Source organism: Brevibacillus fortis (assembly GCF_003013395.1).
In the GTDB taxonomy this organism is placed as follows: Bacteria; Bacillota; Bacilli; order Brevibacillales; family Brevibacillaceae; genus Brevibacillus; species Brevibacillus fortis.
This window is the reverse complement of record NZ_PXZM01000003.1, coordinates 187,433-201,041: the sequence shown is the minus strand read 5'-3', so window position 1 is coordinate 201,041 and position 13,609 is coordinate 187,433. Positions and strand designations below refer to the sequence as shown.

General features: G+C 47.1%; 11 protein-coding genes. 10 read left to right on the top strand and 1 reads right to left on the bottom strand.

The features are described from left to right. Complete coding sequence (locus C7R93_RS02560; RefSeq protein WP_106837328.1) at positions 1 to 1,746, bottom strand: cysteine desulfurase-like protein; 1,746 nt, start codon at positions 1,744 to 1,746, stop codon at positions 1 to 3. 274 nt (positions 1,747 to 2,020) lie between these two features. Here C7R93_RS02560 and C7R93_RS02555 point away from each other — a divergent pair, with 274 nt between their 5' ends. The 10 genes from C7R93_RS02555 (at position 2,021) to C7R93_RS02505 (ending at position 13,594) form a co-directional block, all read left to right on the top strand. Continuing rightward, positions 2,021 to 2,524: a GNAT family N-acetyltransferase gene (locus C7R93_RS02555; RefSeq protein ID WP_106837327.1), complete on the top strand. Its 504-nt coding sequence runs from the start codon at positions 2,021 to 2,023 to the stop codon at positions 2,522 to 2,524. A 318-nt stretch (positions 2,525 to 2,842) separates the two neighbouring features. Then, the gene (locus C7R93_RS02545; RefSeq protein ID WP_106837325.1) at positions 2,843 to 3,454 is read left to right on the top strand and encodes a DedA family protein; all 612 of its coding nucleotides are present in this window, start codon (positions 2,843 to 2,845) and stop codon (positions 3,452 to 3,454) included. A gap of 184 nt (positions 3,455 to 3,638) precedes the next feature. Then, positions 3,639 to 5,123 carry an amidohydrolase family protein gene (locus C7R93_RS02540; RefSeq protein ID WP_208637778.1) on the top strand — a complete coding sequence of 495 codons (1,485 nt, stop codon included), beginning with the start codon at positions 3,639 to 3,641 and terminating at the stop codon, positions 5,121 to 5,123. 188 nt (positions 5,124 to 5,311) lie between these two features. Next, positions 5,312 to 6,154 carry an ABC transporter ATP-binding protein gene (locus tag C7R93_RS02535; RefSeq protein WP_106837324.1) on the top strand — a complete coding sequence of 281 codons (843 nt, stop codon included), beginning with the start codon at positions 5,312 to 5,314 and terminating at the stop codon, positions 6,152 to 6,154. After that, the gene (locus tag C7R93_RS02530; RefSeq protein WP_106837323.1) at positions 6,087 to 6,842 is read left to right on the top strand and encodes an ABC transporter permease; all 756 of its coding nucleotides are present in this window, start codon (positions 6,087 to 6,089) and stop codon (positions 6,840 to 6,842) included. Before C7R93_RS02535 ends, C7R93_RS02530 begins: the two co-directional genes overlap by 68 nt. Before the next feature lie 29 nt (positions 6,843 to 6,871). Then, the gene (locus C7R93_RS02525) at positions 6,872 to 7,867 is read left to right on the top strand and encodes an aliphatic sulfonate ABC transporter substrate-binding protein (protein WP_106837322.1); all 996 of its coding nucleotides are present in this window, start codon (positions 6,872 to 6,874) and stop codon (positions 7,865 to 7,867) included. Between the two features lie 79 nt (positions 7,868 to 7,946). Next, on the top strand, positions 7,947 to 8,807 hold the full coding sequence (kynA, locus tag C7R93_RS02520; RefSeq protein ID WP_106837321.1) for a tryptophan 2,3-dioxygenase: 861 nt from the start codon (positions 7,947 to 7,949) through the stop codon (positions 8,805 to 8,807). Between the two features lie 199 nt (positions 8,808 to 9,006). Beyond that, entirely contained in the window at positions 9,007 to 10,107 is a 1,101-nt protein-coding gene (locus C7R93_RS02515) for an ATP-binding protein (RefSeq protein WP_208637777.1), read from the top strand. Beyond that, the gene (locus C7R93_RS02510; protein ID WP_106837319.1) at positions 10,068 to 12,470 is read left to right on the top strand and encodes a DUF5682 family protein; all 2,403 of its coding nucleotides are present in this window, start codon (positions 10,068 to 10,070) and stop codon (positions 12,468 to 12,470) included. The genes C7R93_RS02515 and C7R93_RS02510 overlap by 40 nt, the downstream gene beginning before the upstream one ends. Beyond that, complete coding sequence (locus C7R93_RS02505; RefSeq protein WP_106837318.1) at positions 12,455 to 13,594, top strand: VWA domain-containing protein; 1,140 nt, start codon at positions 12,455 to 12,457, stop codon at positions 13,592 to 13,594. The genes C7R93_RS02510 and C7R93_RS02505 overlap by 16 nt, the downstream gene beginning before the upstream one ends. Positions 13,595 to 13,609: the final 15 nt, after the last annotated feature.

Below are 13,609 nucleotides of genomic sequence, written 5' to 3'. Positions count from 1 at the left end.
TTATGCCGTTATCATTTCTTTGATACCTTGTATGAACCGTTCAATTTCCTCGTCGGTATTGTACGGTGCCAGCCCCGCTCGTATCCAGCCGCCGCTTTCATTGATTCCCAAACAATTGGCGAGTGTTGTCGCATAGAAATCCCCGTCCGCAACGAATATGCTATGCTCCTCGCACAATCGCTCACATATTTCTCGAGGAGAAAACCCTTCGATCCGAAAAGCGATCGTCGGTGTTTTCGGTACATCTTCACCCGCTTGATAGAGTGTGACACCGTTCATTGCGCCTAGTGCTTTTCGCAGCTTTTCTGCCAGCTGATTTTCATAGGCTTCGATCATCTCGTAACCAGAGCGAATTTTTTCAGAGAAGCTATCCCCGAAACCAAGCGAAGCAACAAAATCGATTGCGGGTCTGATTCCTGCGATTCCTTCATGATTTTGTGTTCCGGTCTCCAGTTTATCTGGATAAGAAGAGGCGGCAGGAACCAATTTGTAAACATCGAGTGCTTCAAAAATTTCTTTGCGGATGACAGCGATTCCAACATGAGGGCCGAAAAACTTGTAAGCGGAACAGAGCAGGATATCGGCGCCAATCTCGTCACGATGAATGGAGAAGTGAGGAACGGCATGAACGGCGTCAACAGCGATAATGACTCCTTTGGCACGTGCTTTTTGGGAAATGGCAGCGAGATCATGGATCGTTCCGACTGCATTGGAAGCGAGCCCGACCGCCATCAGTCTGGTTCTGGAAGTAAGTAGGGTATCGAGCTCATCGAGTTGTAGCGTAAGGGTTTCTTTGTTCACCTTCAACCACCGAACGGTCATTCCGCGATCAGCGGCAACAGTCAGCCACGGGTCTACATTTGCGCGGTGATCCATCTCAGAGACGATGATCTCATCCCCTTCTTTCCAATGTCGACCCAATGCACGCGCAATCGCAAAGGTCAGCGTGGTCATATTCGCACCGAAGGCTACCTCCATCGGCCTCACGTGGAAGAGGTCGGCTACGGCTTGCTTGGCATCTGCAAGGATGGCTTCTGTCTCCTTGCTCGTTGGAAAGGAGCCGTGTAAATTCGCCCCACCGTTCGCCATATAGCTGTAGATCGCGTCCATGGAGGATTTTACGACTTGCGAGCCACCTGGGCCATCCAGATAAACAGCGGGCTTGCCTTTGTAAGCTCGTTGTAGCGCGGGGAATTGCTCCCGGACTTTTTCAATGGGGAAAGGTTCCGATGCAACTTCTAAACGCCAATCATTGGAGCGCATAAAATGTCCTGGAGGGTATTCAAAGACACATTCTGATTGCAGAGTGAAACCGAGCTTACGGCAAATGGCATTTGAGGCAGGGTTGTCTACAGAGGGATAGGCATGAATAAACTTGTGTCTTCGCTCTTGGTTAATGAGTGTGATGAGCGAGGATAAGGCCACAGAGGCGATTCCTTTCCCTTGGAATGGTGGTAGAACGCTCCAGCCTACTTCGTATACGTGTTCTCCTTGCCAGTTGCGGTCCCAATAGCCGATGCTTCCGACAGGGGTGTGATCTGGCAGCAATACGATGCTGAACATCTTGCTCGTTAGCTGACCGTCCTTATTGACGTATCGCTCGTGCCGGGCAAGGAGTTGCTCCTCTGCTTCCGGACCTCCAAGATGCTCCATCATGCCAGGCGCATTCAAAAGACGCAACAAGGGAAGATCGTGATCTGCCCATGGCTGAATGCGGACAAGCTCAGTGTTTAGCGTAGTGGACATTTTTTCACTCCTTACCAACTGGATTTCCGTGGTGTCCAAAATGATTGTTATCTCTCATTATTCGGAAAAGACTCCAATTAATCAATGTTCATTTTGTTTGAGAAAGATAGATGGAAAATGATGCTATAATGTTAATTGCCCGAGAGATTCACTACTATCGGAGTATGTAATGAGTAGCTGAGGTGTAGGAATGGACCCTTTCTGAAAAAATGGAGAGTAAATCCAACGTCAATAGCTTCATCGACAAGAAAGGAAGAGGGAGGGGCACCTGTCCATGAATGAACTAAAAATCCAGACACAACGGCTTCTATTGATTCCATTTACACATAGAATAGCGACGAATGTTTTGCAAGAAAATTACGAAGAGTTAATGGGCATGGGACTTACATTAGGCAAAGGCTGGCCTGATGCAGATACAATGGAAACGATACACAAAATCATAATAGCACTCGAACGCGCAGGGGAATCGACAGGTTTTGAATCGTGGATGATCATTACAACGGATGGCATGAAGATCATCGGCGATGCCGGATTCAAGGGAGGACCGAATACGGAGGGAGAAGTGGATATCGGCTATGGAATTATTGAAGCCGAGCGAAAAAAAGGGTACGCGTATGAGGCGGCTGCAGGGTTAACGAATTGGGCATTATCGCAGCCAAAAGTGAAGAAGATTACAGCGAAGTGCCTACTAGATAACATAGATTCTGCCAAAATTTTAGTCAAAATGGGCTTTGAGGAAATAAAGAGAGACGACACAATGATATACTGGTCCAAGTAGTAGGAATAATCTGTTAGGTTTCCGCGAAATATTCGTGACAGTCGTATTAACGTGGTACATTGACGAGTCGTATTTTGGGTTGTCGATCTCGGTAATGGTTGCTTGAATAGACATACCCTCCGGATATTCCACTCATTCCCTATGATTGCAATATTATTTAAAAAATAGTCTGCATGAAAATTTTCAATGGAAGGGTAACCCAAGACCTCCTTGTTTCGTATTGAAATAAAGGAAAAGATTATCGCTTTTCATTGAACTATGCAACGCGTGTCTCTATACTGGAGAGATAAGCATTGGTAAATAACTGTGAGGGATAGCATGCAGAACTGGATGACCCAAATTATTGAACAATATAGTTACTTCGGTATTTTGCTCATGATGGCATTGGAAAACGTCTTTCCACCCATTCCTTCTGAGGTGATCTTGACCTTCGGTGGATTTATGACAACGCAATCATCCTTAACGGTTATTGGCGTAATTTTGTCAGCTACAATCGGTTCGGTGCTCGGGGCAATCATGCTCTATGGAATCGGTTATTACCTAGAGGTCAAAAAAATAGAGATAATCGTAGAGAGATGGGGGCATCTTCTGCGCATTAAAACGGCAGATATCCATAAAGCGAATGAATGGTTCGACCGATACGGGTACTGGACGATCTTTTTTTGCCGCATGATCCCATTAATCAGAAGCCTGATTTCCATTCCTGCTGGTATGACCAAAATGAATTTCCCGCTGTTTTTGTTGTTTACAACGCTCGGTACGTTTATTTGGAACATCGCCCTGGTGATGGCTGGTCACTTATTGGGGGAATCGTGGGAAGACATTCTGTACTATTTCGATCTCTATTCCAATGTTGTCTATGTGGTACTCGCAATTGCTGGGATTGGCTTCCTTATGATTTTCCTTCGCAAGCGAAAAGCAGATGCCTAAAAACTTACAAACCATCTTTCCTTTAAGGGAAGGTGGTTTTTCCGTTTACGACCAACAGGTAAACAAATTATAAAAAGTTGTAATTTTCTTGCAAATACACGATATCGAAATTGCGGTAAGGTGTAGGGAGGGGAGTAGGTGACATAGGTACCGCCCTTATTCTGGAGACTGGGGGAGAGGCAACTTGATCGATTTATTACTCGTAAACGGTGTAGTCATTACCATGGATAAAGACCGTCGTGTATTGCAGGACGGGGCAGTTGCTATTGATAAAGGAAGAATTTTGGAGGTAGGCGACACCCAATTGCTAAAAGACAAGTATCCCGCACAAAAGGTAGTCGACTGCGCGCATCATTGTATACTGCCAGGCTTTGTTGATGCACATGGTCATGGCGGACATTCGTTGTTCAAAACGATTGCGACGGACAACATCAACGACTGGATGCCAATCATGACCAACACTTACAAGCACTACGTGACAGACGATTTCTGGTACTACGAAGGAAAACTGTCAGCGTTGGAGCGGCTAAAAGCTGGGATTACGACAGGGGTTAGTGTCCTGGGCTCGATGCCGCGCTCAGATGATCCGATCTTTGCCTTGAATCACGCAAAAGCGTACAATGAGGTCGGCGTCCGCGAAATCGTAGCGACAGGCCCATGCAATCCACCGTGGCCGCATCCCTTCAGCCGCTGGGTCGATGGACAAAAAGTAACGAAGGAAGTCACCTATGAGCAGGTTCTCGCAGGAGCAGAAGCAGTGATTGAAGCCCTGAATCACGCGAATAACGATAAAACCAGAGCATACATAACGCCATTTGTCATCGTGACCTCTGTCAATCCGTCCTATCCGACACCCGCTGACCAATTGTTTGGCCTAACCGATTTCGACCGCTACCAAGCGCGGAAAATCAGAGAGATTGCGAAAAAGTACGACACGCGCATACATTCAGATGCTTTTGGAGGCATGATTCACCTCGCGATACAGGATAAAGAGTACGCGCTGCTCGGTCCAGACGTACATTTGCAGCATTGCCGGGGAATTTCTTTTGACGAGGCGAAAATTTTGGCTGAAACAGGAACGAATGTGAGTGCTTCTCCTGGTTTTGGTCAAATCAATGCACGCACCCCGATAACGGAATTGTTGGAGATGGGAGCGACCGTTGCGATCACGACAGACGGCACCTCGCCGATGACTCCTTTTGACATGTTCCAGGCAATGCGCAGAATGCAGCTGCTGCAACAAGCGGCGCTGCGTGATTATTATTACCTCCCGCCGGGCAAGCTGCTGGAAATGGTAACGATTGATGCGGCGCGCTGTGTCGGCTGGGATGACGAGCTGGGGTCGCTTACGGCTGGTAAAAAAGCGGATGTCATTACGGTTAATATGCACCAGGCCCACTTGAATCCGGAGAACATGCATGTCCATCGTGTCGTCTATCAGGCAGTTGGTGGAGATGTGAACCATGTCATTGTCGATGGTGAGCTAATTATGGACGAGCGACGCGTTTTAACTGTGGATGAAAAGCAAATCCTCCAAGAAGCGAATGAAGAGGCGAATCGCACAATCGAGAGAGCTGGTCTGGAAAAATACATGCAGCCAAGCAAGTATTTCTGGGGGCATGCGCGAGCTTATTTGGATGAGAGAAGATTTGATCCGACGAAGCTGTAGGGAAAAAGAAAGTGGCTAAAGAAGACGTAGTGCAATGCTGCACATAATCTGTTACAACCGCATTGAATAGGAGAAGGTGCCCGCCGCCTTCTCTTTTTCATTTTATTATAGTTGACAAAAACGATAGGATTAATCATTATTTATTCATAATCCCCATCGATAAAGTTGGAATAAAATGAGGTGCAGCCATGTATCTGACTATTGATAATGTTGTGAAACATTTTACGAATGAGCAGAAACAAAAAGTAAAAGTGCTGGATAATATCAATCTCGAAGTGGAAAAGGGCAGCTTCGTTTCCATTGTCGGCCCCTCAGGCTGTGGTAAATCGACGCTGCTTTACTTAATAGCCGGATTGGATCGACCAGACAGCGGTGACATACACGTAGCTGGCAACAAAGTGAATAAGCCCGGTCCCGACAGAGTCGTCGTTTTTCAAGAAGCGGGATTATTTCCATGGCTGACGGTTTTGGAGAATGTTACATATGGGCTGAAATTGAAAAAAATGACTATAGAGAAAGCCAATGAAAAGGCGCTGGAAGTGCTCAAAATGGTCCATTTAAGCAAATATGTTCATTCGTATCCCCATCAGCTCTCAGGCGGGATGAAGCAACGTGTGGCCATAGCTCGGGCACTTGTTATGGAACCAGACATTTTGTTGATGGACGAACCGTTTTCGGCGCTGGATGAACAGACGAGGATGGTCCTTCATAAGGAGCTGCTTGAGATTTGGCGGACGACCAAGGTCACGATTTTTTTCGTTACCCATAATATCCGGGAGGCCGTTCAGCTTGCGGAGAGGATCGTCGTTTTTGCCACACGCCCCGGAAAAATCAAGGAGATCATTACGGTTCCTGCCATGCGCGATGGAGTCATGCCGGACAGTGTGACATTAAACACGGAGCAGAAGGTGCTGTCGATCCTGCAAGAAGAGATAGAAAAGGTGCTAAAGGAGGAAATGGGGAATGACTACAGCTTTAAGACGGGTCATCTTCATCGCTATGATAGCGGCGATTTGGGAAGTCACATCTAGATTATCTGGTCTGCCATCGTTTATGTTTCCCAGCTTGACCCAGGTTTTCGAAACACTTGTAAATGGCTTGCTAAGCGGGCAAATTACCGCCGCGATTGGAAAGAGTTTGGGACGGATTCTGTTGGGCTTTCTCATTGCCATTATCGTCGGACTGATACTGGGTTACTTCATCTGGAGGTACAAACTCGTAGAAGATACGCTTGGCTTTGTGGTAACGGCGCTCCAGTCTATCCCGAGCATCGTCTGGTTCCCGCTTGCGATTATCTGGTTTGGCTTAAATGACTTTTCCATTCTTTTCATCGTGACGATCGGGGCGACCTGGACGATGACAGTAAACGCGACAAGCGGCTTTAAAAATGTCCCGCCGTTATATCAGCGGGTTGCCAAGACATACGGCTCGTCTGGCTTTCACTTTGTACGAACGGTGATTCTTCCCGCATCTGTACCGCAGATCATCTCTGGGCTTCGAATCGCTTGGGCATTTTCCTGGCGGGCACTCATGGCTGGTGAATTGCTAGGGGGTGGCGGTGGTCTTGGGCAATTGCTCGAAATGGGAAGGTCACTTGGACAAATGGATTTGGTGATATCTGTCATGATCATTATTGCGATCATCGGTACCATCGTCGATAATGTTGTCTTTTCACGCATCGAACGCAACGTTCAGATGAAGTGGGGAGTCCATTCATAAAGAAAAATGGCTAAGGAGTGTGTCGGCACATGTTTAAAAAAGTGTTCAGTACCGTTGTCGCGTCCCTATTATTAATGGGGATTGCCAGCGGGTGCGCTACAGGCGGAACAGAATCCGCAGATAACGAAGTAAGGATCGGATATTTCCCAAATTTGACCCATAGCGCAACGATCATCGCGCTGGAGAAGGGCTATTTCAAGGAAGCTTTTGGTGCGGATGTGAAAATTCAAACAAAAACGGTCGCCAATGGCGGTTTGTTTATGGAAGCCATGGCAACGAAGGCGATTGACGTAGGGACAGTAGGGCCAGGGCCGTTATTGAACTTTTATGTCAAGCATCCTGGGTATCGCTTGATTTCGGGGGCAGTTAACGGTGGGGCAGTCCTCGTTATGAATAGTTCAAGCAACATCACTGAACTAAAAGATTTAAAAGGCAAAAAAATCGCAATTCCTGTTATCGGCAGCACACAGGATGTCATGCTCAGAAAAGCACTGAGTGAGGTTGGCCTCAAACCGACGACAAACGGTGGAGATGTGGAGCTGTATGCGGCGGCTCCAGCAGATACGGCAGCATTATTCGTTCAAAAATCCGTTGACGGCGCAGCAACTCAGGAGCCGTGGGGATATGTACTGGAAAATCAGGCAGAAGGAAAATTGCTTCTGGACTGGGATCAATTCGCTTGGGGAAAAGAATCAACCAATACCGTGGTAGCAGCCAGCGATGAATTTCTGAAAAGAGAAGGATTGGCAACCGCCTACCTTCAAGCACATAAAAAGGCAGTCAAATTCATTCAGGAAAATCCCGAAGAAAGCCAAGACCTGATCATCAAGCATTTGAAAGGTCTGACTGGCAAAGAGCTGAGCAAAAAAGAAGTGCAGGCAGCCTTTTCCCGTTTGGAAGTAACAACTGAGGTCAATGAAAAAGTCATTCAGGAAATGGCCGATATCAGCCAGGAAGCCGGGTATATTTCCAGCAATAAAATCGACGGATTGATCGATTTGAAATATGTAGAAGCAGCGAAATAAATCGGGTGATAAAGAACGAATTTCAGCAGGAGGAATAAGGGGTGGAAAGGAATTAGATGGGAAAGGAGGTCATACAGCGATGAGACCACATGAACAAGGAAGGAATCAACCGAACGACACCTCATTGGAGACGCAGATTCATACTGATTTCCAAAAAGAAATGACGTACGGCGATTATTTACAGCTCGATCAAATCTTGTCGAGTCAACACCGTCAATCTACCCATCATGATGAAATGCTATTTATTATCATTCATCAGGTGAGTGAGCTATGGATGAAACAAATTTTGCATGAATTGTCAGCAGCAAATGAGTGCATCTGCAACCACGATCTGGAGCCTGCTTTCAAAATGTTCGCACGAGTCTCGCGTATCCAGCAGCAATTGATTAAATCATGGGATGTCCTTTCTACATTGACGCCAGCCGATTACCTCCAGTTCCGTGACAAGCTGGGTCATTCGTCCGGATTTCAATCCTTTCAAAACAGATTAATCGAATTTAAGCTAGGATATAAGAACCAGCATGTCCTAGCGGTGTATGCACATCAACCAGAGCTTCACGCCCAAATGAGTACGGCCTTGCAGCAGCCAAGCATTTATGATGCGGCGATTAGGGAGATGGCTGCTCGTGGCTTGCCAATTGATCCGGAATGTTTGAATCGCGATTGGTCACAGCTTTATGAGCCCAATCAGAGTGTAGAGCAAGCCTGGCTGACCGTGTATCAAAATGTGAACCAGTATTGGGATCTGTACGAGCTGGCAGAAAAACTGGTGGATATCGCCAGCCAGCAACAACAATGGCGTTTTAACCATATGACGACAGTCGAACGCATCATAGGTCAAAAGCAGGGAACGGGAGGGTCATCAGGCGTCATGTACTTACGTAAAGCGCTTGATCACCGTTTTTTCCCGGAGCTGTGGAGCTTGCGGACACTGTTGTAGAAAAACTCATCAAAAAAAGCGAGAAAAGCGTCTTGGGGACCCAGGGCGCTTTTTTTCGTGTAGTACTCATTTCACATCTTTTCACATATCTTTCCTAATATTGGGTACAAATACCCTTCTTTTCATAACAAACATATGTTTTCATTTTTTATAGTATACATATTTTTCAAGAACAACCAGAAATGGAGTGGGCATTTGGATGGAAACAATGAAGCCGCCAATGGAAGTGTTATATGCAAAACAGCTGAATGCGCTGCGATCCCATGATACAGGGGCGAAACCTCCCAATTGGCTGATGTCGCCCAGAGCTGTGCGCGATTTTATTTTAGGAACGGATGAACCTCTCTCTTATGAGGGAGAAAGTATACCGATTACGAAGAAGTTCTATGGAGACGATGTGCTTATTGAGCGCGCGATCGTCACGTTGGCAGGCAATCGCGGCTTGATGCTCGTCGGTGAACCGGGTACGGCAAAGACGATGCTGTCTGAGCTGCTGTCTGCGGCCATCTCTGGTACGAGCACGAATACAATTCAAGGCACCGCTGGAACGACAGAGGATATGATCAAATACTCATGGAACTACGCGATGCTGCTGGACAAAGGTCCTTCACTGCAAGCGCTGGTTCCTTCGCCGCTATACACCGGTATGAGCAAGGGGATTATTACGCGATTCGAAGAAATTACCCGTTGTCCGTTTGAGGTTCAAGACGTGTTGATTAGTATTTTGAGCGACAAGGTAATGAACATTCCCGAGCTGTCAGACGGCACCCTGTTTGCGAAGCCCGGTTTTAATATCATTGCGACAGCGAACTTGCGGGACAAAGGCGTCAATGAAATGAGCAGCGCGCTTAAGCGCCGTTTTAACTTCGAGACGATTGCGCCGATTAATCATGTGAAAATGGAAGCACAAATTATCGAATCACAAGCAAAAGTGATTCTGGAGCAAAGTGGCGTACATATCGAAATCGATCGTGATGTGGTTGAGATATTGGCGACGACCTTCATGGAACTGCGCACGGGAGAGACCAAGGAAGGATACAAAATCGATTCACCTCAATCCGTGATGAGTACAGCCGAAGCCGTATCCGTCTATGTCCAAAGTGCAATGACGTCCCATTACTATGATGGCAGGCCAATTTCTATGGATCGATTGGTTCAGAACATGCTGGGAGCGGTCGTCAAGGAAAACCAAAAGGACGCAAATATCCTGAAAACCTACTTTACCAAAGTGGTCAAAGAACGGGCAAAGGAAGAGGGTCTATGGGGAACGTATTACAACGAGAAGAAATGGATCAAATAAACGGTCAAGACCGCTTCATAAAATCATTCGTCGAAGAAGAGGTCTACAACCTCAGCAAACAGGTCGTCTATTTCCCAGTTCGTCATCATAGTCCTGCCTGCGCGTACCATTTGAAAAAAACGATCGAAGAGTATCAGCCAGAAATCATTCTGATTGAAGGCCCGGACCATAGCAACCATATCATTCCGATCTTGACGGATGAACGGACGAAGCCTCCTGTGAGCATTTATTACGCGTACGCTTCGGGGGAGCAAAAATACGTCTGTTACTTTCCGTTTCTTCTGTATTCCCCGGAATATGTGGCCTTGGTAGAAGCAAAACGACGGCAGATTCCTGCTGCTTTCATTGATCTAAGCTACGGAAGTCGCCTAGAAAGCTTGGAAGATGGCCATGATTTGAAAAAGAAGAATGAAAAGCTGTCCTATCACGATGAGCGCATGCTGACAGGCTCGCAGTTTATTCAGCGATTGTGCCAGACGATGAAATGCCGGAACTTCGATGAGCTATGGGAAAAGGTTTTTGAGATTGATGGCATCCGCAAAAAGACGCAGGATTTCGTCAAGGATGTTTTTGCCTACTGCTACTTGTCTCGAAAATGCTATGATGACGCTACTTTGGAAGCGGAAGGCGATTTGATTCGCGAGGCGCACATGCGTCAAAAAATTGCAGAGGCAAAACAAAAACATGCGAGAATTCTTGTGGTTACCGGGGGATTTCATACATACGGACTCCTCGAGGAACGCAAGACTTCCTACAAGATACAAAAGGTGCAGGAAGAAAAAATATACCCAATGGTGTACACGTACCAGGAAGCTGATCATCTGAATGGTTACGCAAGCGGGATGCCCTACGTTCACTACTACGAGAGTGTGTGGAAGGCACTGGAGAAGAAGGAGCCTGCTCCCTTCTCAAAAAGCGCCTTGATGTACCTCCCGCAATTGCTCAAAAGGCTGCGTGGCAAGGGAGAGACGACGTCGACTGCGGATGCGATCGAAGCGTACAGTCTCATGAGCGGCTTGGCCGTCATGCGGGAAAAGGCCGAGGGCGGTGCCTATGAGCTGATCGATTCCGTCCTTTCTGCATTTACAAAAGGCGAGCGCTCGATTGCAACCTCACAGCCAATCGAGACATTGCGAGAGCTGTTGACAGGAGACGGAATCGGTGAGGTAGCCCCCAATTCTCTGGATGTGCCTATCGTTCGCGATTGCAAAGACAGATGTAAATCGTTAAAGCTCGCGATCACAACGACAGGGCGCAATCAGAAGGTGCTAGAGCTGTATGCCAAGAAGTCGCATCGTGAAGCCAGCCAGTTTTTTCACTGCATGCAGTTTTTGGGTACAGAGTTTTGCACCAAAGAATCAGGACCGGACTGGATGACCAACCGGAACGTCAATCTCGTCCGAGAAACATGGCGCTACAGCTACTCCTCCTTCGTTGAAGCGCGTCTGATCGAGAGCTCGGTCTTTGGTGGGACGGTGAAAGAAGCAGCCGCGCAAAAGCTTGCAGATCTGGTAAAAGATCTGCCGCAGCACCAAAGCCATGAGCTGGCAAAATGGCTCTTGATGGCGGTCGTCATGGGATTGGAAGAGTTGGCAGATCGGCTCTTTGTATCTGTAGAAGAGTCCGTTCGACAAGATGGACACTTTCTCTCTCTTTGCAAAACTTTGAAGACACTCACCATTCTTTTGGAGCAAAAACGGTTGTTTGGTCTTACAGAGACAGAACGGCTGGAGAGCTTGGTGGAAGAGGTGTATTACCAGGCTGTTACTAAAATCGTCGAGCAGGGCAACCCGAACCCCGACGAACTGGACGAATTGGCCGATCAGCTCAAATTCCTGTACATGCTAAGTGAGAAAAGACAGGCGGATGATTCCCGAGAAATCTTTAGTGACCAACTGCTGGAATTACTGCGGAACGACAAGCTCCCTGCGAAACTGGAGGGAGTAGTGGTCGCGATCTTGTGCAATCTCGAAGTGATCGAGCACGCAGAAATCTCCAGACGCGCACGTGCATATATGTTCGGCTCGCCTGAGCAAATGCTGCATACGGCCGCCTATTTACATGGCGTTTTTATCGTGGCTCGTGACTATCTCTTTCATCACGAAGAAATCCTGCGCGATCTGCATCAGATGATTACAGCCTTGGCCTACGACGACTTTTTGCAGGTGGTGCCTGAACTGCGATTGGCGTTTACCTATTTTAGTCCAATGGAAATTAGTATGCTCTCGGAAAAAGTGGCAGCTCTCTTCCAAACAACAGTGGAACAAGTAACGAATGAAGTCATCGATGAGCGCACCTTGCGTGATGCCCGCATGCTCGATCAAGCGATCAAGGAGGAGTTTGCCAAATGGAACCTGATTTGAGCCGCGAAGCCTTGAACCGCTGGCGGTTGTTATTGGGATCTCATGCTGAGGAATCATTGGAAGGCAGCGGGGTCTATCAATCATCCGAGTTTTCCTATCAGGAACTAGACTCGATACTTGAGTTTTTATACAACCGTGAATACGGAGAAGAGCAAGGATATCGAAAAGAAGGCGGTCGAGGAGATGCTGCATTGACGGTTCCTGCCTGGCTGAACAAAATCCGCAAGCTGTTTCCCAAAAAAACGGTGGAAATCCTTGAACGGCAAGCCCTGGACCGCTATAACATGACAGAGCTGTTGACAGACAAAAAAGTGTTGGAAAGCATGGAGCCCAACATGACCCTCTTGAAAAACATCCTCCAATTTAAAGGCAGGATGAAAGGAGAGGTCGTGAAAAGCGCAAAGGAAATTGTACGCAAGGTCGTAGACGATCTACGGCGTCAGCTTGAAAATGAAGTGCAGACCAGCATCGTCGGCATACGCAATCGCCACAAACGCGGCTATTCGAAGTCGATGAAAAATCTAGATGTGCATAAAACGATTCGCAAAAATTTGAAAAACTACGACCGCAAAAAAAGCCGTTTTATCATCGATGAACTGTATTTCCACAGCAATATCCAGCATCACAACAAATGGAACATCGTGATTGTCGTGGACGAGAGCGGCAGTATGATGGACTCTGTTATTTACAGCTCTGTTATGGCAAGTATTTTTTACAAGCTTGCTGCATTGAAGACGCATTTGGTTATTTTTGATACGAAAGTTGTTGATTTGAGCCATAGACTGGATGATCCGGTCGATGTGCTGATGAGTGTGCAGCTTGGTGGGGGGACTCATATTGCCCAGGCGCTCAAATACGGAAGAACACTGCTCGAAAATCCATCGAAGACGATATTTATCCTCGTCAGTGATTTGGAGGAAGGCTATCCGATTAAGGAAATGTATCGCCAGAGCAAGGAAATTATTGACGCGGGCTGCAAGTTTTTAGTGCTGACGGCTTTGGATTTCAATGGCAACGCAACGTACAACCAGCATGCTGCAAGGATAATGAGCGATATGGGAGCCAATGTTGCAGCAATCACGCCAGATGAGCTCGCGCAATGGATTGGAAAGGTTATCAAATAGAGAGAAGGAGGAGTA